The following is an 18,684-nucleotide window of genomic DNA, read 5'->3' on the forward strand; positions in this document are numbered from 1 at the left end:
CGCAACCCGACGCTCACAACGGAAGACTCGCGTGAAGCCGAAGCGCGCCCGATGCACCGGGCGCGATCGTCAGCGTTCCGCCCGCGGCCGCGACACGCTCGCGCATGCCGGACAAGCCATTGCCTTCGCGCAGTTCGCCGCGCAAGCGGCCATCGTCCTCGATGGTGATCAGCAAATTGCCGTCCTCGCATTGCAGTTGCACGCCCAGGGTTTCGGCGTGGGCGTGTCGTGCGGAATTGGTGAGCGCTTCCTGCACCAGGCGCAGCACCGTTTCGGCGACGGCGGGATCGCGCACCTGCACGTCGTCGTCGATGCGCAGGTGCAGCCGAGGTTTCGGCATCGGCGCGGCCAGGGCGCGCAGCGCGGTGGCGAGATCGAGGCCGTGCGTATCGCGCAGCGCCGACACCACGTTGCGGATGTCCTCGAGCAGTTCGCCGGAGAGTTGTTCGGCGATGCGGATTTCACCGCGCTGTCCGAGCACCGGATCGGATTGCAGCGCGCGCAGGTTCAAACGCATCGCGGTGAGCTTGTGGCCGGCCACGTCATGCAGTTCGCGCGCCACGCGCAGGCGTTCGGCATCGCGCGCGCTGTCGGCGAGCAGGGCGCGGGTGGCGAGGAGGTCGGCGTTGACCAGGGCGAGCTGGTCGCGCGTGCGTTCGGCGCGCTTGGCGTAGTAGGCGATCAGCGCGGCGAAGGCCTGAAACCCGAGGAAGACGGTGACCACGATCGGTGCGCCTTCCACGCGTCCGCGCCGCAGGATCAGGTACAGGATCAGGTTCAGCGCGACTACGATCACAACCGTCGTGCGCGGCGAATAGGTCAGCGCGAGCTGCGACACCAGGATCACCAGAAGCGCCGGCGCCACGCCGCCGCGCGGCGCGATCCAGATCACCGTCAGCGCGCATAGCGCCTGAAAGGCGAACCAGACGGCCGTGCGCGGCGAAACGGAATGCTCGACCAGATTGGTCAGCAGACTGGTGACGAGGAATCCCGTCATTGCCGCCCAGATCAGCGGACCGTGCGCGCTGTCGTAGGGAAGCGCCAGCCACACCGCGGCCCAGGTCAGCAGCACCGGCAGGTTGAAGGGGGTGAACAGCGCGCGCAGGAAATTCCTCACCCGGCCATGCTGCGAGTTGGCGGCGATGCTGGCAATGCGTGGCACGCACAAAGTGACTTCTGGCAGGGCGAGCCAAAGCGCGCTGAGCGCGGCATGCCGCGCTGCTTAGGCGAGCTGGGGCACCCGTAAGTCAGCGATGCAGCGCCAGGGACGGCAGTCGGATATCACGGAACAAGCGAGAAGTGACTTCTGGCAGGTCATCCCGATGACTGCAAGCACTGCTGCCGCGACCGGCTTCGGCGGAGCCTGATCACCAGGACACAGCCGAAGGATTCCCGCCATGACCGCCTACCGCCTCCTCGTCATCGTGCACGGCATGATCGGCCTGGTCGCCCTCATCAGCTTCTGGAGCGCGGGCTTCCTGCGCAAGGGCGGGCCCTGGCACCGCCGCATCGGCCGCGTGTACCTGCTGGCGATGGTCGGCATCCTGGTCACGGCCGTGCCGATTACCGCGAAGTTCTTCCTCGACGGCCGCATCGTCAGCGGCGTCTTCCTCGGCTTCCTGGCGGTGATCACCGCCGCCGCCGTGTGGAGCCAGTGGCGCGCCATCCTCGACAAGCACGACGTCGTCCGCTACACCGGACCGGTCTATGTGGGGCTGGGCGTGCTGTCGCTGGTCACCGGCGTGGCCGTGCTGATCTTCGGGCTGAAAACAGGCACGACGCTGCTCACCGGATTCTCGCTCGTCGGCATCCTGGCCGGCGCCGCCCAGATCCACAAACGCGTGCATCGCGAACGTCTGGCCGCGCGCCCGCGCTGGTGGATGATCGAGCACTACACCGCGATGCTCGGCAACGGCATCGCCACCCACATCGCCTTCCTGTCGATCGGATTGCCGCGCCTGATGCCGGCGCTCAAGGGCGACACGTTGCAGCTGCTGGCCTGGTTCGGGCCGGTGGTGGTGGCGGGGATCGCGAAATGGTGGCTGGATCGCCGCTGGAAGACGAAGCCCAAGCTCGCGCCGGTGACGCAGGGCTGACAGCGAAGCCCTGCATTGCCGGCAAGCGTCAGACGTCGCCGTCTGTTGCCCAGCCCTCGCCGGTGCCGCGATTGAGCACCACATCGCCCGGCAGTACATCGCCGGCAGGAATCGAAGGCTGTTGCGCCAAGCGTGCGTAGATCGGCGTGAAGTCCGGTTCCGTCGCGCGGATCAGCTGTTCGAAGCTGTCGATGACGAAATAGGTCTTCTGATAGGTGTCGATGCGGTAGCGCGTGCGCATGATGCGCTCCAGATCGAAGCCGATGCGGTTGGACGCATCGCTTTCCAGGCAGTAGATCGACTCGCCCTTCGACGAAACGATGCCGCTGCCGTAGATGCGCAATCCGTCCGGCTGCTGGATCAGTCCGAACTCCACCGTGTACCAGTACAGGCGCGTGAGGTTCTGCAACGCCTCCGGCCCGATCCCGTGCGCCTTCACGCCGCCCTTGCCGTAGGCCTGCATGTACTCGGCGAACACCGGGTTCATCAGCAGCGGCACGTGGCCGAACAGGTCGTGGAACAGATCGGGCTCCTCGATGTAGTCGATCTGCTCGGGTTTGCGGATCCACCACGTCACCGGGAAGCGGCGGTTGGCGAGATGGTCGAAGAAATCCAGTTCCGGCAGCAGGCCTTCCACGCCGATCAGCGTCCAACCGGTGGCCTCGCCGAGCACGCGGTTGATGTCGTCGAACTTCGGGATGCGGTCGGGCGTCATGCCCATCGCGTCCTGCGCGATCAGGAATTCGTCGCTGGCGCGGCCGACCAGCAGCTCGCGCTGGCGCGCATACAGCTGCGCCCAGGTGGCGTGGTCGTCGGCGCTGTAGTCGTCCCAGGGCTGCTCGATGATCCCGGTGGCGTACACCGGCACCTTGCCCTTGTCGGTATGCAGGTTTTCGACGCGGCGTGGCTGGGCGGACATGGGGGGATTCCTGGGATTTCCGTATATCGACTTTAACCGCGGATCGGCGCAATGGGCTTGCGTAGTTGCGTGGAATCCCGGAATGGGCGCACGATTATTGCGTATAACAGGATTTAGGCGCTCGAAAATGTCCAGCATCGCCCTCGACCGCACCGACCTCCAGCTCCTGGCCGAACTGCAACGCGACGGCCGCCTGACCAATGCCGAGCTGGCCGAACGCGTCCACCTTTCGCCTTCGGCCTGCCTGCGCCGCGTGCAGCGGCTGGAGCGCGAGGGCGTGATCGCCGGCTACCGCGCCGAACTCGATCCCGAACGCCTGGGCCTCGGCCTGCAGGCCTTCGTGCGCGTGCGCCTGGGACGCCACGATGCCGCCGCGGTGGCCGCTTTCGCCGAATTCGTCACCGGCTGGGACGAAGTGGTGTCCTGCCATGCGCTCACCGGCGACATGGACTACCTGCTGCAGGTGGTGGTGCGCGATCTGGAACACTTCTCGCGCTTCCTGCTCGACAACGTCCTGGCGCTGGCGGGCGGCGCCGACGTCAATTCCAGTTTCGTGCTGCGCACGGTGAAGGCGCCGCGTGGCTTGCCGTTGCCGCGGGCATAGGCAGGAAGAGATTGAGTGCTTATCCGCTCGTCATTCCCGCCATCACGGGAATGACGGACATTAGCGATCGGGCTTCGCGAACTTCCCGCCGAAGAAATCCCCATCGTTCCAGCGCGGCGGCTGCGCCGCATCGCCCACCAATCGACCCAGGCGCGCGCTGATGCGCGCGAGACGTTCGGCGTCGCCGTACTGGATCGGCTGTGTGGCATCGTCGCAGGGCCGGTGATAGCAGTTGCGAAGGTAATAGCGCAGCGCGATCTTGGGATTGCGCGCCTTGTCCGCATCGGCGGGCGTCACGCCACCGACCAGAAAAAGCGCGGGAATGCCGGCACGCACGAAGGCGTACTGGTCGCTGCGGATGAAGGCGGTTTCTTCCGGAAAGGGATCGGGCGACAGCACGACGCCAATGTCCTTCGCGGCGGCGGCGAGGTCGTCACGCAGCGAGGAATGCTCCGCACCGATGCCGGAAACATCGGTGCTGGGCGCCATCAGTACCGGCATGTCGAGATTGAGATTGGCGACGAACGAAGTGCCCGCCGGCGGATGCGTCGCGAGCCATTCCGCGCCCAGCAATCCTTTCTCCTCGCCGACCACCGCGGCGAACAGCATCGAACGTTTCGGCGCGGGCTTGGCGGCGACGAGCTGGCGCGCGCTTTCGAGCATGATCGCCACGCCCAGCGCGTTGTCGATCGCGCCGTTGTAGATGCGATCGTTCTCCACCGGCGCACCGACGCCGAGATGATCGAGATGCGCGCTGTAGACCACAGACTCCGCGGAGCGTGAAGCATCGCTGCCCGGCAGTCTTGCCAGCACGTTGCGCGAATCGAGCGGCTCAACGCGCGTGCGCTGCGCGAGCACGAGCGTGCCGGGCAGGGCGAAGCCCTTCAGCACATCCTTCCTGGCGTCATCGAACAATTCCGCGGCCATGCGCGGCTGATCCGCCAACACAAAATCGGCCGCCGCCGCGCTGACATTCACCACCGCGCGCAGCTGCGGAAAAACGCCGATCGCCTTGCCGGATTCGTCACGCAGCCGCATCGAGGGCCGATCCCAGCTGTCCGCGTCGTGCGACCAGGGCGAGTGCGCCTCGTTTTCCGGCGTATTGATGACGACGGCGCCCACGGCGCCCCGTTCGGCGATCACGCGCAGCTTTTCGGACAATGCGGAATGAAAGGCGCGTTGATCGTCGCCGAAACGCGACGGCGCCCCGTTGAACAGCACGGCGATCTTGCCGTGCAGATCGACGCCGGCGAAATCGTCGTGCCCGAGCCCGGGCGCGTGCACGCCCTGGCCGATGAAGATCGCCGGTGCTTCGACCTGCGTCTGCGGCGCATCGAAATCGGGGCGGGGCAGGTACTGATCGCGAAAGCGCAGCGCGATCGTGCGGCCGTTGCGATGCACTTCGAAACGCGCGCCCTCGGCAAGGCGGGTGGCTTTCAATAACGGCACGCGCTGGAAGAACGTGTTCGCATCGCCCACCGGCTGCAATCCGATGTCGGCGAAGCGCTTGGCGACGTAGTCCGCCGCCTTGTCGTAGCCGGGTGTGCCGGTTTCGCGGCCCTGCATCGCATCGTCGGCGAGTGCGCGCACGTCGGTCTCGATGCGTAGCGCCGCTGGATTCGATGCCCAAGGGGAAGAGGGCTTCGCCGCGTCGGCGGCGGGCGCGGGAGATTCGCGTTCGCATGCCGAGAGCAGCAGCAGCGAAACGACGGAGGCGGCCAGCGCGCGATGCAGCCGAACACACAGGCGTCGATATCGAATTACACGCGTGAAAACAGCGGAAAGCATCGTCATGGTGCGATCGTCGTCATGAAGTCGCGGATCGCCGCGGCAAAATCGCGGGTGTTTTCGTAGTACGGCAGATGGCCGGAATCCAGTTGCACCACCTGCTGGTGCGGGAATCGGAAGGTCTTGTAGTGCTCCGGGCCGACGGCATGGTCGCGACGGCCGCTCAGGATCAGGACGGGAATCCGGATGTCCGCGGTCACCGGCGTGTAATCCCGGTAGTACTCGGGCAGGTCGTTCGGTCGTGTCACGACGGCCATGCCGTAATCGATGGTGCGGGGATAGCTTTCATCCAGCTCGCTCATGGTGCGGACGGTTTTCTTGTCGTCGCTGAGGAAGCGGTAACCGTTGCCGCTTTCCTGCAACGCGGCGCGCGCCCGTGCGTGCGCCGCGGCGAGGGCTTCGCCGGAGACATCATCGGCGACGTCGAGCGAAGGATTCTTGAGCAAGGTGCTGACGAAGTGGATCTGCATCCGCCGCTGTTCGTCGCTCATGAAATGCAAGGAAGTGTTGGCCATCACCAGCGCCGAAACGTGTTCGGGGTAGCGCTGCGCGTATGCCACTGCGAGGATGCCGCCGAACGAATGCGCGATCAGGCATGGCTTGTCGACACCCAGCTGCCGGCGCACGTCTTCCATGTCCTGCACGACGCGATCGAGGTGATAGTCGGTGGCGTTGCTGGATTTTCCCGATCCGCGCTGGTCCAGGTAGACCATCGTCAGGAAGGCTTCCAGGGAATCGCCGCCCATCCGCTCGAACGAGAGCGAACCTTGCCCGGGACCGCCGTGCACGAACAGGCAGACAGGACCGCGCCCGGCCACCTTTACGTACAACTCGGTGCCATCGGGAACCTTGATCCGACGTTCGCCGGCCGGCAACGGACGGCTTGCGGCCTCCGGTTTGGCCTCGGTCGTGGTCGGTGCCGGCGCGTTGCAGGCCGCGAGCAGCAGGCACAGCAGGGTGATGGGAATGCAAGGTCGCATGGCGATGGTTCGAAAAGAGCCCGCCACGATGGTGGCGCCGGAACGGGGGAGTCGCCAAGGCCATCGGTCACGGATGACGCGGCTGGCGTCGATGGGATGCTCCGCGTGCCGTTCAGCGGGCCGGAGATTCTGGCAGGTACTGCGCCGCGATCTTCAGCGCGAGACGGTAAGGCTCCGGATCGTTGCGATTGGTCAGCAGGATCACGGTGAGGTGCCGCTGCGGCCAGCGCACGATGACATTGCGGAAGCCGACGGTTTCGCCGGAATGCCACAACACTTCGCCGTGGATGCGCCACCCGTAGCCATAGCCGTCGACGTCGGGCTCGTCGGTCTTGGTATGCGAGGCGAAGGCGAGCTTGCGCGAAGCCGCGCTCAGCAGGCGATCGTCGTACAACGCCGCATCCCACTTCGCCAGATCGTCGATCGACGAATACACGCCGCCGTCGCCGAGCACGGCACTGGTCGAACTCTGGTCGGTGCGTTGCCAGGTGCCGTCGATATGGCTGTAGCCGTAGGCGCGGTTGGCCACCGTCGAGATGCCTGGTTCGAAGGCGACGGTGTTGGTCATGCCGAGTGGCTGGAAGATGCGCTCGCGCAGGAAGCTGGCGAAGCCATCCCCCGAAAAGCCGCGTCCCGAAGCCTTGCCGACGATCAATGCGAGCAGGGCGTAGCCGCTGTTGCTGTAGCGATAGCCGGTGCCTGGTGCGAAGTAGAGCTTGTGCTGCGTCTCCAGCAGGTGCAGCACGTCGATGTCGTGCACCTGTTCGCGCGCATCCGGTGCCATCACGTCTTCGTAGTCGATCAATCCCGACGTGTGGGTGAGCAGATGGCGCAGCGTGATGGGGTCGGCTGCCGCGGGCAGCGACGGCAGCCATTTGCGCACCGGATCGTCGAGACCGAGCTTGCCGTCTTCGGCCAGCAGCAGGATTGCCGTGGCGGTGAACTGCTTGGTCACCGAGGCGAGGCGGAAATTGGTGTGCGGCGTGACCGCGACGCGCGCTTCCAGATCCGCGAGGCCGTAGCCGCGACGCACGAGCGGCGTGCCGTCGCGCAGCACCAGCAAGGCGGCGCCTGGGCCGTCGTCGTGCGCGTAGTCGTGCATCAGCGCATCGGTGGACGATGACTGCGATGACGAAGGAGAGGACGGACCGACACTCGCGCAACCGCCGATCGCGGCGCCGAGGAGCAGGGAAAAGGCGGACGGGCGCATGGCCGGATTGTACCCGGCGGCGGTTTTCGTTCCTCCGTCAAAAACAAAGGCCACCCGCAGGTGGCCTTTGTGAAACCGTCATGCCGCCAAAGCGATCAGAAACGGTACTCGGCGCTGAGCGTCCAGGTCGTCACCTTGACGTCGAAGTCCGTACCGAACAGCTCGGGCTTCACCTTGGTGTAGTCGTAGTTCAGACCCAGGCCGAAGTTCGGCGAGAAGTCGTAGCCGACGCCGACGCCGACATAGGGGCGCAAGTCGGTGTCGTCGTCGTTGCCGAGGAACGTGTCGACCTCGACCTTGGCGTTGACGATGCCCGCGCGGCCGCCGAGATAGAAACCGAGGTCGTCGTTGCCGAAATTCTTCTTGGCCGTGACGCCGACGCCAAAGCCGTTGACCTTGGTGTCGATGCCGTCGGATTCGTCGTCACCGTACTGCGTGTAGAAACCCTCGACGGCCCAGTTCGGGCTGAAGTAGTAGCCGCCGCGAATGCTGAAGGAACTGTCGTCGCCGTCGGCATCGCCGCCGAACTTGCTGTTGCCCGCCTCGACGCGGACGAAGCCGAAACCGGGCTCGTTGGCCGACACGGTCAGCGGGAGGGCGGTGGCCGCGAGTGTGAGGGCCAGCACCAGAATCTTTTTCATCCTAAATCCTCGAAATTAGACATGCCCATCATTGGGCGACGCGAGAATAACGAAAAGTTAATGCCTGTCAATGTGAAGAAATGCACAGACAGGGGCGCCGGTTCGACTGGGCGCGCGCTATGCAACCACCCGCGCCGGCGAGCTGCGCTGGCGCGGATGGAAGTGAAGCGATCGGATCAGAAGCGGTATTCCAGCCCCAGCGACAGGGTCTGCAGCTTGATCTTGGTTTCCGCGCTGTAGAAATCCGGTTTGCCTTGCGCGTAGTCGTAGCTCAGGCCAAGGCCAAAATTCGGATTGAAGTCGTAACCGATGCCGACGCCGGCATAGGCGTTGTTCCAGCTGTCGTCGGTGTCGACGCCAGGACCCTTGAACTCGGTCTTGGCATGGATCACGCCGGCACGGCCGCTGATATAGAAGCCCAGATCGTCCTGGCCGAAATTCTTCTTGCCGAAGATGCCGGCGCCGATGCCGGCGGTTTCCACGGTGCCTTTGCCAAATTGCTCGCTGCCATCCGGGAAGATGACGGTGACTTCATCGCTCTCGTAGCCGCCGAAATCGCTGTAGAAGAATTCGAAGCCGAAATTCGGCGTGTAGTAGTAACCGCCACGCAGACTGAAAGACGTGTCGTTGTCGTCGTCCTTGCCGCCCGCTTCGCGGAAATCGATATCGTGCTTGGTATCGCCCGCTTCCGCGCGGATGAACCAGCTTCCGGGACGGTTGGCCATGGCGGACAGCGGCAGCATGGCGGCGCCCAGCGCGGCTGCCAGCACCAGAATCTTTTTCATCCTGAATCCTCAAATAGAAAATGCCCATCATTGGGCGATGCCAGAATAACGAAACATTAATGACAGTCAATCATCCCGGCCCTCATTCGACCGGGTACACCCCGTCCTCGAACGTCTCCGAGTGGTAGCCCTTGCTGCCGATCGCCTGCGCCAATGGGCTGCGCGGGTCCTCGCCCGTGCGCAGGCGTGCGAGCACGTGGGCGAAGTCGTAACGTGGCCGCCAGCCCAATTCCTCGCGCGCCAGGGCGTTGACGTACACACGGTCGATGCCGGGAAACATGCGCCAGCCGCGATGCGTGTACTCCTCGGCGTACTCGGGCACGTAGCGCGCGAGCACCGATGGCGCGTCGGTACGCAGTTGCGCCAGGTCGTCCCGGCCGAACGGCGTGGTTGCGCTGATGATGTAGCGCCCGAATCCGATCGCGGCGGCGCGTTCGATCGCCAGCAGGTGCGCGTCGACCACGTCCTGCACGTCGACGCGGCGATAGAGGAATTCGTTGGCCTTGATGTTGCCGTCGGCGTAGGCATCGCGCAGCGCGCGGCTGTCGTCCGGTTCGGGGAAGAAGCGCGAGGTGCGCAGGATCAGGCAAGGCAGCTTGCGGTTGCGGTGGAACAGCCGGCACAGGTCCTCGGCGGCGGTCTTGGTGGCGCCGTAGATGTTCTTGGCGACGGGCGTCACATCTTCCGTGATCCAGGCCGCGGGCGCGCCCTCGGGCGGGACCAGCGCATCGCCGAACGTGCTGGTGGTGCTGGTGAAGACGAAGGCGCGCATGCCTTGATTCGCCGCGGTTTCCAGCAGGTTCAAGGTGCCGGTGATGTTGGTGTCGACGAAATCCTGGCGCGCATGCGTCGCCACATGCGGCTTGTGCAGCGTGGCGGCGTGCAGCACCACGTCGACACCTTGCATGCAGTCCTCGACGAAGGCGGGATCGACGATCGAACCGACGCGGTCGGTGTAGTCGGAAGCGACGATGTCGATGCCGATCGCATCGCGATTCTGCTCGCGCAGCGTGCGCATCAAGCCTTCGCCGAGGTGGCCGGCGCTGCCGGTGACCAGGATTCGCATGTGGAATCTGCCGAAAAGAAAGAAGCGCAGATTCTAGAAAAGATTCGAGGGCGGCCGTTATGGACGCGCGCAAGGATTCGCTAAGTGTCGGCGCCCGAGCGATCGTCGCGCGGTGGGAAACGCAGCACGACGCCGCGCGGTTCCTCCTGGCGCTGCCACAACACCGGCACTTCCTGCGGGCGTTCCGGCTCGAACTGATCGCGATCGGTGCGCGCGGCTTCCTCGGCCAGTTCTTCCTCGATCTCCCAGCTGTACTTGTGCCGCGGCGCCTGCGGATCGCGTTGGCGGAACAGGAAGGCCGATACCGCGCCGGCCAGCGCCCCGCCCAGATGCGATTGCCACGACACGCCCGGCTCGCGCGGCAGGATCGTCAGCAGCATGCCGCCGTAGAGCAGGAACGCGATCATCGCCGCGGCGATGGCGGGGCGGTCGCGGCGCAGCAGGCCAAGGAAGAACACCAGGAACATCAGCCCGTGCGTGAGCCCGCTGGCGCCCAGATGATGCGAGCCGGCCGCACCGAGCAGCCACGCGCCCAGTCCCGAGCCCAGCCAGATCAGCGGGATCGCGCGCAGCGTCGCGCGCGGGTAGACGCTGCCGGCGAGTGTGCCGAGCAGCAGCAGCGATACCGCATTGGCACCCAGGTGCTCGAGCGAGCCGTGCAGGAGCGGTGCGGTCAGCAGGCCCAGCAGTCCCGAGACGGACTGCGGCACCACGGTCAAAGGTTCCCAGTCGAAGGCCGTCTGCGCCGCGAACATGGCCGCGAGCAGCAGCACGAACGCCAGGCTGAGATTGAGCGCCCGCAGCAACCGGGCGCGGTCGGCCTTGCGCTGGGCCGGGGTGTCGGGCGGGGCTTCCGGCATCTCGAGGTGCATGAGCGAGCAATGGCGGCGGAATCGGCCGGATGCAAGACCGCGTTTCCGGGTCCTTTTTGGGAGAAAGCGTCCCAACGTCGCGAAATGCGTGGAGAAGTTCCACGCCACGGCGCCATTTCGTCCCCTTCGATCCGGTGGAAAACGGGGATCAAGGGCTCGTCTCGCTAAAATAGCCGGATGACCGACGCCCTCCCCAACATCCGCCTCAAGAACGCCTGGAGATCCAATCACCCCTGGATCTTCCAGAAACTGGTCGACAAGCCCGCCGTCCGGCCCAAGCCGGGCAGCATCGTCGACGTGGTGGGTGTCGACGGCGTGTGGATCGGCCGCGGCTTCTACAACGGCCATTCGCGCATCGCATTGCGCATCCTGGAAACCGATCCCGATGCGGTCATGGATGCGGCCTGGTTCACCGCGAAGATCGGCGAGGCGGTGCGCCTGCGTCGCGAGGTGCTGAAGCTCGACGAGGTCTCCGACGCCTGGCGCGTGGTGCATAGCGAGGGCGACGGCCTGTCCGGCCTCGTCGTCGACCGCTACGGCGATCTGCTCGTGGTCGAATTCTTCAGCGCCGGCATGTTCCGCCATCGCGAATGGATCTACGACGCGCTGCGACAGCACTTCCCCGGCGCGCGCTTCCACAGCTTCGCCGACGAGCACGTGCAGAAGCAGGAAAGCTTCGACTTTCGCGGCAGCGAGCCGGCGTCACCGTCCGTCATCACCGAATACGGCGTGAAGTTCCGCGCTGATCCCGCCGGTGCGCACAAGACCGGCTTCTTCGCCGACCAGCGCGACAACCGGCAATGGCTGTCGCAGCAGGTCGCGGGCAAGCGCGTGCTCGATCTGTGCTGCAACACCGGCGGCTTCGGCGTGTACGCGGCGGTGCGCGGTGCCAGCGAGGTGGTCGGCATCGACATCGACGAGGACGTGCTCGAGATCGCCCGCGGCAACGCCAAGCTCAACGACGTGCGTGTGCGCTTCGTGCAGGCCGACATCTTCCCGTGGCTGCGCGATGCCGCCAACAACGGCGAACGCTTCGACGTGGTGATCCTCGATCCGGCCAAGATGACGCGCGATCGCGAACAGGTGATCACCGCGCTGAAGAAATATCTCGACATGAACAAGCTCGCGCTCGGCGTGGTGAAGCCGGGCGGCCTGTTCGCGACCTTCTCCTGCACGGGCCTGGTGAGCGAGGAACAGTTCCTCGACATGCTGCGCCGCGCCGCGTTCTACGCAGGCCGCACGGTGCAGGTGTTGAAGGTGGCTGGCGCCGGTGCCGACCATCCGTTCCTCGCGCATGTGCCGGAATCGCGCTACCTCAAGGCGGTGTTCTGCCGCGTGCTCGATTAGCGCGGGCTCGATTAAAGCGAGCCTGGATGCAGGCGGCTCAGGGCGCGTTGGCCTGCATCGTCTCCAACTGCTTCTGGCACGTCGCGAGATCGGTGAACACCATGTATTCGATGTCGTCATTGACCTCGCAGAGGTAGCTCGGCACCGTGCCGGTGAACCCGCCTTCGGCGGAATGCTTGCAACGCTGGAAGCGCGCGCGCAGCTTCGGGCCGATCTTGGTGCAGCGCGCGGATTCCGGATGCAGCCAGTCGAAGCCGTACTTGCCGGCGGACAGCGCGACCGGCTCGACGGCGATAGAAGACGACGAGGCGCTGAACATCGCGGCGAACGAGGCCGCCAGTGCGAAAACGCCGAGACGCATGAGTTCGGGTCCTTCCGATCGATCGACGGCCCAGGATGGAGGAGCGGCCGCAGGCGCGCAAGCGCCGGAGGGGCGCGTCAGCGCGGGCTTGGCGATCGATTCTCCAGCCCTTGAAGGCCCACGCACCCAGGTGGCGCCGTTCGCAGCCCGTGTGACGGGGGCGACTACACTATCCGCATGCCCGCCACCGAACTCCTGCTGATTCTGCTCGTCATCGGCGTCCTCGCCGTAATCGTGCTGCTGATCGTCCTGCTGCTGCGCAAGCCCGAACGCGTGCTGGAAGCGGCCTTGCGCGAGGAGCAGCGCAGCGGTCGCAGCGAACTGCGCGAGCAGCTCGACAGCCTGTCGGCGGCGCAGGAGCAGCGCATCGAGGGATTCGGCGCGCGCCTGACCGATCTGAGCACGCGCACGGACCAGCGCCTGGACGTGTTGCGCGAAGCCCTGACCGAGGACGCGCGCAAGGCACGCACCGAAGGCGCGGAACTGCAGCAGCGCTTCGCCGATGTGCTCGGCCAGCGCCTGAACGAACTGACCCAGCGCAACGAGCAGCGCATCGGCGAGATGCGCGCGACGCTCGAACAGAAACTGCGCGAACTGCAGACCGACAACGCCGCGAAGCTCGAACAGATGCGCGAGACCGTCGACGAGAAATTGCAGACGACGCTGGAAACGCGCCTGGGCGCCTCCTTCAAGCTCGTTTCCGAACGCCTCGAGCAGGTGCAGCGTGGCCTGGGCGAGATGCAGCAGCTAGCCACCGGCGTCGGCGACCTCAAGCGCGTGCTGAGCAACGTCAAGACGCGCGGCATCTTCGGTGAAGTGCAATTGGCGGCGCTGCTGGAGCAGGTGCTGACCATCGAGCAGTACGAAACCAACTGTGCCACCGTGCCGGGCAGCAACGAGCGCGTCGAGTTCGCGGTGAAACTGCCGGGGCCGCGCGACGATGCGCCGGTGCTGTTGCCGATCGATGCCAAGTTTCCGCGCGAGGACTACGAGCGTCTGCTGGATGCGCAGGAGCGCGGCGACCTCGAAGCAGTCGCGGTGGCCGCCGCCGCGCTCGAGCGGCAGGTGCGGGTGGAGGCCAAGCGCATCCGCGACAAATATCTGGCGCCGCCGCATACGACCGATTTCGGATTGCTGTTCCTGCCCATCGAAGGGCTGTACGCGGAAACGCTGCGGCGCCCGGGCCTGTTCGATTCGTTGCAGCGCGACTATCGCGTCACGCTGGTCGGGCCGACCACGCTGCTGGCGCTGCTCAACAGTCTGCAGATGGGTTTCCGCACACTGGCGATCGAGAAGCGTTCCGGCGAGATCCGGCAGTTGCTCGGCGCGGTGAAGGCGGAGTTCGGGAAATTCGCCGGCGTGCTGGAGAAGGCGCGCGATCAACTCGATACGGTGCGCAACAGCATCGACAAGGCCGGCGTGCGCACGCGGGCGATCGAGAAGCAGCTCAAGGGCGTGGAGACGTTGCCGGCCGCGGAGGCGCAGCAGCTGTTAGGGAACGACACCGAGTCCGAATAATTAGGCGCGGACCTGTCGCTCGTCATTCCCGCGAAGGCGGGAATCCAAGGACGTTCGTGCCGTCGCGATAAAACCCACAGCAAAGTCCATGGATTCCCGCCTTCGCGGGAATGACGAGCAAAATCGAGCCCTGGGCAATCGACTGCCGGATCAGGGTACCGACGTCCCCGGCACGATCGGCATCACATCCACCGGCACGGTGGTGTTGTCCTGATCGTCCTGCAGGTAGTCCGGCAGGGCTTCGTCCTGCTGCTTCTTGCGGGTGCTGTCGTTGAAGATCTGATAGTTGCGGCGTTGCAGCCAGGCATCGCGCACCAGCGAGTAGTCGTCGGCAGCGCCTTCGCGAATCTCGTCGACCGCGAACAGCTTGGTGCGCACGTCCACCAGCTGCAGGCCCTGCAGGAAGACGCGGGCCTTGTCGTTCTCCACCTGTCGCAACGGCGAGAGCGGCGCGTCGCCGACCAGGCCGAAGGTATCGCGCACGGTACGCGGACCGAACAGCGGCAGTTCGACGTAGCGCGAACGCTGCCAGCCCCACACGCCGAGCGTCTGGCCGAAGTCCTCGCTCTTGTTCGGGACCTTGCCACGGGTGGCGGGATCGAAGATGCCGCCGATGCCGATGGTGGAGTTGATCAGGAAGCGGCCGAGCGAATCCCAGGCCTGCTTCGGCTTGCCCTGCAGCAGCGCGTTGAACGCGCTGACCGGCTGGCCGAGGTTGTTGAAGAAGTTGCTCACGCCCAGACGCACCGGGCGCGGCACCACTTTCACGTAGGCCTTGGCGAGTGGCTTGGCGACGCCGCGGTCGACGGCGTTGTTGAAGCGATGCACCTTGCGGTTCCACTTCTCCCACGGGTCGAAGCTCTGCGGCTGCTCGGCGGGCGTGGGCAGGGTGGAATCGGCGACGGGGTCGTAAGGGGCCTGCTGCTGCGAGCCGTAGATCGCGGCGCTGTCCTGTTCCGCCTGCGTGGGCGTGCCGGTGCTTGCGGGCGCGGAGGCGTTCGCATCCTGTGCGGCGGCGGATGTCGCTTCCGTGGCGGGCGTGGCCTGACTGTCCGAAGCGACAGGCGGATTCGTGGACGGCTCCGTCGCCGAAGTCGCTGCCTCGGCTGGCGCCGTCTGCGCGGTGGCGGTCTCGCTCTGCACCGGGGTCGACGTCGCCGCGTTGTCGCGCACGCCGCCCTGTCCCGCGCAGGCACTCGCCAACAGCGCCGCTGCTAGGACCGTTGACAGGCCGCCGATGCGGCGGAGGGATGAAATAGGGGTCATGGAGCACTCCGTCGCGAACATCGTGGGGAAAAACCGATCAAGCCGCCGCGAAGGCCAGGTTCGGGGTCAGTCGATAAGCAGCACGCAGTTCGGCCAGGCCGGCGGGGTCGCCATCGATCGTGACCTCGGCGCCGGCGCGCGCGGCCAGTTCCGCCAGCAGCGCCAGGCCGGCGCTGTCCAGGCGATCCACCGCGCGCAGGTCGAGCCGGCGCACGCCGGCCGGCGCGCCGATCTGCTTCCACAGGGCGGTGACGCCGCCACGCAGCAGCGCGCCGCTGAAAATCAGCGCGTCGCCGTCGCGGCGGACCTGGGAAGCAGTGGCGGCGGAGGTCATGGCGGGCGGCTTATTTCTTATTGCGATCGGTGGGCGCCGCCTGCAGCTGGCCGCTGCGCAGCTCGGCCGCCACCTGCGGGATCGACTTGCGCTGCAGCTCGCCGTCGAACTGCTGACGGAAGGTCTGCACGAACGACACCCCTTCCACCATCACGTCGAACACCTTCCACTGCCCGCCGCTCTGACGCAGCAGGTAGTCGACCGGAATGGCATCGCCGCCGCTGCGCAGCAGCTCGCTCGACACCTTCACGCCGAGCCCGCGCGGCAGCGGCGTCTCGGCCGTCACGCGCACGCGCAGCTGCGTGTTGAAGTCGAGCAGCGAGGAGCCGTAGCGCTGCATCAGGCCATCGGCGAGGGCATCGGCGAAGGTCTTGATGTCGGCGTCGGAGGCGCCGCGGCCGTGGCGGCCCAGCACCTGTCGCGCCGCGTAGTCGCGGTCGAAGATGTTGTTGAACTCGGTCATCACGAACTGGCGCAGCGCCGCGCGGTTGCGCGTGAACTCGGCGCGGCGGCTTTCCAGCGTGGACAGGATGCGCTGGCTGTTGTCGAGCACCAGCTTGCTGGGCGAACCCTGCGTGCTGACGGCAGGCGCGGTGGCTTTCGCGGCGGACTGCGCCAGCGCGAGGCCGGGCGCCGCGACGAGCAGCGAGGCTGCGATCAGGAGGGACAGCGCGTTACGTTTCATCATTGCGATTTCGCCTCTTCATTGGGGGCGGGGGTAGAAGACGTGCCGGCATCACCGGCGGCGCCGGGCTTGTCGCCGCCGCCGCCGCTGAAGATGTACTTGCCGACCATCTGGATCAGGTCGACGGCTGGCGTGGTGAATGCGATCTCATCGCCCGGTTTCAAGGACTCCGGATCGCCGCCCGGCTGCAGGCCGACGTAGCTGTCGCCGAGCAGGCCGTTGCTGAGGATGCTGGCCGAGGTGTCGGCGGACAGATCGTTGTAGCGGCTGTCGATGGCCAGCGTGGCCACCGAATCCAGGCGCTTGGGATCCAGGCCGATGCTGTCGACCCGGCCGATGGTGACGCCACCGATCTTCACCGGCGCCATCGGACGCAGCTGGCCGACGTTGGTGAAACGCGCCTTCAGCTCGTAGGTATCGCCGCTGAAGCCGAAGCGGCCGTTGGTGGAGGCGATCGCCAGCACGAGCAGTGAGCCCAGCGCCAACAGGAGGAAGGCGCCGACGGCGAATTCGAGACGGGGACCGCGGGTACTCATGGACTCACCTGAACAATAGGGCAGACAGGACGAAATTGAACATCAGCACCAGCAACGATGCGTTCACCACAGCGCGTGTGGTGGCCACCGAGGTGCCCTCGATGGTCGGTTCGGCGTGGTAGCCGACGTAGCAGGCCACCATCGCGGCGACGCCGCCGAACACGGCCGATTTCTCGAACGCCACCAGGAAGTCGTGGCGGAAATCGACCGCATCCTTGAGCACCTGCCAGAACGTGCCGGCGTCGATGCCGAGCACGTGCACGGCCTCGAAGTAGCTGGCGGTGATGCCGAGGCTGCAGAAGAAGCCGGTGAGCAGCGGCACGGTGAGCACCGCGGCCCAGAAGCGCGGCGCGACCGCCTTGGCGACCGGATCGATCGCCATCAGGCCGAGCGCGGTGACCTGGTCGGTGGCGCGCATCAGGCCGAGCTCGGCGGCGATCGAGGAGCCGGCGCGGCCGACGAACAATAGCGCCGTCAGCACCGGCGCCAGCTCGCGGTACAGACCCAGGCCGACCAGGGCGCTGATCTGGCCGGCGGCGCCGTAGGTTTCCAGCGCGCGATAGCCGAGCAGCGTGACCGACAAACCGACGAAGGCGCCGCCGACGGCGATGATCGGCAGGCTGCGCGCGCCGATCTTGTAGATCTCGCGGATGAGTTCGGCGAAGAAATCGGCGGTCGGCTTCGAGGCACGCAGCACCGACAGCGAGAACAGCCCGGCGCGGCCGAGCGAACGGGTGGCGGCGACGAACGCCATTACGCGGCCTCCGTGCGGGATGCGCTGTCGAATGCGATAGGGCCGTCCGGCTCGCCGCGCAGGAACTGCAGCACCAGCGGGTCCTGCGTGGCCTCCAGTTCGGCCGGCGTGCCGGAGAAGACGATGCGGCCGTTGGCGATCACGATAGCGCGATCGGCCACCGGCAGCGTCTCGTGCACGTGGTGGGTGACGATGATGCTGGTGAGGCCGAGGCTGTCGTTCAAGCGCGAGATCAGGCTCATGATCACGCCGCTGGCGATCGGGTCGAGGCCGGTCAGCGGTTCATCGTAGATCATCAATGGCGGATCGAGCGCGAGTGCTCGCGCAAGGGCAACGCGCCGCGCCATGCCGCCGGACAGCTCGCGCGGATACAGATCGGCGGCGGTGCGCAGGCCGACCGCGTGCAGCTTCATGTCCACCAGGCGCCGGATCACAGGCGTCGGCAGATCGGTATGCGCGCGCAGCGGCAGCGCCACGTTCTCGGCCACGGTCAGGTCGGTGAGCAGGCCGTTGCCCTGCAGCAGCACGCCGATGCTCTTGCGCAGCTCGAGCAGGGCGCGCTGGCGCTGCGGCACGGGCTGGCCGAAGACTTCTACGCTGCCCGCGGCCGGCACCAGTTCACCGGTCAGCGCCGCCAGCAGCGTCGACTTGCCGCTGCCCGAAGGCCCCAGCACCGCCGTCACGCTGCCGCGCGGCACGGCCAGATCGATCCCGGACAGCACCGTCCGCGTGCCACGGTCCAGGCGCACGCCGGACAGGCGCACGGCGAGAGCGCCCTCGTCGCGTTGACGACGCAACTCGATTTGCTGCGATGGCGAAAGCTCGGCGGACATGGGGTGGCTGGGTATGAAGGGGGTTTTCGCCCGAGGATACGGACGTAATCCCGCACAGCTTGGATAAACGCGGCTGAATAGGATTAAAC

20 protein-coding genes are annotated in these 18,684 nt (G+C 66.2%); 4 read left to right on the forward strand and 16 right to left on the reverse strand.

Annotation, left to right across the window (positions count from 1 at the left end; translation table 11 throughout):
* Positions 1 to 13: 13 nt before the first annotated feature.
* The gene (locus LG367_RS01375) at positions 14 to 1,153 is read right to left on the reverse strand and encodes a sensor histidine kinase (protein WP_425490902.1); all 1,140 of its coding nucleotides are present in this window, start codon (positions 1,151 to 1,153) and stop codon (positions 14 to 16) included.
* A 244-nt stretch (positions 1,154 to 1,397) separates the two neighbouring features.
* Here LG367_RS01375 and LG367_RS01380 point away from each other — a divergent pair, with 244 nt between their 5' ends.
* Positions 1,398 to 2,096 (forward strand): DUF308 domain-containing protein, encoded by a 699-nt coding sequence (locus LG367_RS01380; protein WP_226467421.1) that lies wholly within the window; start codon positions 1,398 to 1,400, stop codon positions 2,094 to 2,096.
* 28 nt (positions 2,097 to 2,124) lie between these two features.
* On the opposite strand, the gene phhA is transcribed toward LG367_RS01380, so the two are convergent.
* The gene (gene phhA / locus LG367_RS01385) at positions 2,125 to 3,015 is read right to left on the reverse strand and encodes a phenylalanine 4-monooxygenase (RefSeq protein ID WP_226467422.1); all 891 of its coding nucleotides are present in this window, start codon (positions 3,013 to 3,015) and stop codon (positions 2,125 to 2,127) included.
* Positions 3,016 to 3,142: 127 nt separating this feature from the next.
* Here phhA and LG367_RS01390 point away from each other — a divergent pair, with 127 nt between their 5' ends.
* On the forward strand, positions 3,143 to 3,619 hold the full coding sequence (locus LG367_RS01390) for an Lrp/AsnC family transcriptional regulator (protein WP_226467423.1): 477 nt from the start codon (positions 3,143 to 3,145) through the stop codon (positions 3,617 to 3,619).
* A 60-nt stretch (positions 3,620 to 3,679) separates the two neighbouring features.
* Here LG367_RS01390 and LG367_RS01395 read toward each other — a convergent pair whose 3' ends face one another.
* The 7 genes from LG367_RS01395 to LG367_RS01425 all read right to left on the reverse strand — a co-directional run bounded on the left by LG367_RS01395 (position 3,680) and on the right by LG367_RS01425 (position 10,961).
* Positions 3,680 to 5,413, reverse strand: a complete 1,734-nt coding sequence (locus LG367_RS01395; RefSeq protein ID WP_226467424.1) for a M28 family peptidase — start codon at positions 5,411 to 5,413, stop codon at positions 3,680 to 3,682.
* Positions 5,410 to 6,387, reverse strand: a complete 978-nt coding sequence (locus LG367_RS01400; RefSeq protein WP_226467425.1) for an alpha/beta fold hydrolase — start codon at positions 6,385 to 6,387, stop codon at positions 5,410 to 5,412. The genes LG367_RS01395 and LG367_RS01400 overlap by 4 nt, the downstream gene beginning before the upstream one ends.
* A gap of 112 nt (positions 6,388 to 6,499) precedes the next feature.
* A complete protein-coding gene (locus tag LG367_RS01405) occupies positions 6,500 to 7,597 on the reverse strand; it encodes a serine hydrolase domain-containing protein (protein WP_226467426.1) in 1,098 nt (365 codons plus the stop codon).
* A gap of 95 nt (positions 7,598 to 7,692) precedes the next feature.
* Positions 7,693 to 8,238, reverse strand: coding sequence for a porin family protein (locus LG367_RS01410; RefSeq protein ID WP_226467427.1), 546 nt, complete (start codon positions 8,236 to 8,238; stop codon positions 7,693 to 7,695).
* Positions 8,239 to 8,414: 176 nt separating this feature from the next.
* A complete protein-coding gene (locus LG367_RS01415) occupies positions 8,415 to 9,023 on the reverse strand; it encodes an outer membrane beta-barrel protein (RefSeq protein WP_226467428.1) in 609 nt (202 codons plus the stop codon).
* Between the two features lie 82 nt (positions 9,024 to 9,105).
* A complete protein-coding gene (locus tag LG367_RS01420) occupies positions 9,106 to 10,089 on the reverse strand; it encodes an NAD-dependent epimerase/dehydratase family protein (protein ID WP_226467429.1) in 984 nt (327 codons plus the stop codon).
* A gap of 80 nt (positions 10,090 to 10,169) precedes the next feature.
* On the reverse strand, positions 10,170 to 10,961 hold the full coding sequence (locus tag LG367_RS01425) for a rhomboid family intramembrane serine protease (protein ID WP_226467430.1): 792 nt from the start codon (positions 10,959 to 10,961) through the stop codon (positions 10,170 to 10,172).
* Positions 10,962 to 11,138: 177 nt separating this feature from the next.
* Here LG367_RS01425 and LG367_RS01430 point away from each other — a divergent pair, with 177 nt between their 5' ends.
* A complete protein-coding gene (locus tag LG367_RS01430) occupies positions 11,139 to 12,308 on the forward strand; it encodes a class I SAM-dependent rRNA methyltransferase (RefSeq protein WP_226467431.1) in 1,170 nt (389 codons plus the stop codon).
* 37 nt (positions 12,309 to 12,345) lie between these two features.
* Here LG367_RS01430 and LG367_RS01435 read toward each other — a convergent pair whose 3' ends face one another.
* Positions 12,346 to 12,669 (reverse strand): hypothetical protein, encoded by a 324-nt coding sequence (locus LG367_RS01435; RefSeq protein ID WP_226467432.1) that lies wholly within the window; start codon positions 12,667 to 12,669, stop codon positions 12,346 to 12,348.
* 234 nt (positions 12,670 to 12,903) lie between these two features.
* Here LG367_RS01435 and LG367_RS01440 point away from each other — a divergent pair, with 234 nt between their 5' ends.
* Positions 12,904 to 14,187, forward strand: a complete 1,284-nt coding sequence (locus LG367_RS01440; RefSeq protein ID WP_226467952.1) for a DNA recombination protein RmuC — start codon at positions 12,904 to 12,906, stop codon at positions 14,185 to 14,187.
* A gap of 150 nt (positions 14,188 to 14,337) precedes the next feature.
* Here LG367_RS01440 and LG367_RS01445 read toward each other — a convergent pair whose 3' ends face one another.
* Genes LG367_RS01445 through LG367_RS01470 form a run of 6 tightly spaced genes read right to left on the reverse strand, consistent with a single transcriptional unit; the run spans position 14,338 to position 18,526 of the window.
* A complete protein-coding gene (locus LG367_RS01445) occupies positions 14,338 to 15,453 on the reverse strand; it encodes an MlaA family lipoprotein (RefSeq protein ID WP_226467433.1) in 1,116 nt (371 codons plus the stop codon).
* A 37-nt stretch (positions 15,454 to 15,490) separates the two neighbouring features.
* Positions 15,491 to 15,787 (reverse strand): STAS domain-containing protein, encoded by a 297-nt coding sequence (locus tag LG367_RS01450; RefSeq protein ID WP_226467434.1) that lies wholly within the window; start codon positions 15,785 to 15,787, stop codon positions 15,491 to 15,493.
* 10 nt (positions 15,788 to 15,797) lie between these two features.
* Entirely contained in the window at positions 15,798 to 16,472 is a 675-nt protein-coding gene (locus tag LG367_RS01455; RefSeq protein WP_226467953.1) for an MlaC/ttg2D family ABC transporter substrate-binding protein, read from the reverse strand.
* On the reverse strand, positions 16,472 to 17,008 hold the full coding sequence (gene mlaD / locus LG367_RS01460; protein ID WP_226467435.1) for an outer membrane lipid asymmetry maintenance protein MlaD: 537 nt from the start codon (positions 17,006 to 17,008) through the stop codon (positions 16,472 to 16,474). Before mlaD ends, LG367_RS01455 begins: the two co-directional genes overlap by 1 nt.
* A gap of 4 nt (positions 17,009 to 17,012) precedes the next feature.
* Positions 17,013 to 17,762 carry an MlaE family lipid ABC transporter permease subunit gene (locus tag LG367_RS01465; protein ID WP_226467436.1) on the reverse strand — a complete coding sequence of 250 codons (750 nt, stop codon included), beginning with the start codon at positions 17,760 to 17,762 and terminating at the stop codon, positions 17,013 to 17,015.
* Positions 17,762 to 18,526 (reverse strand): ABC transporter ATP-binding protein, encoded by a 765-nt coding sequence (locus LG367_RS01470; RefSeq protein ID WP_226467954.1) that lies wholly within the window; start codon positions 18,524 to 18,526, stop codon positions 17,762 to 17,764. Before LG367_RS01470 ends, LG367_RS01465 begins: the two co-directional genes overlap by 1 nt.
* Positions 18,527 to 18,684 lie beyond the last annotated feature (158 nt).

Origin of the sequence: Luteimonas panaciterrae (assembly GCF_020511115.1) — a bacterium.
GTDB lineage: Bacteria > Pseudomonadota > Gammaproteobacteria > Xanthomonadales > Xanthomonadaceae > Luteimonas > Luteimonas panaciterrae.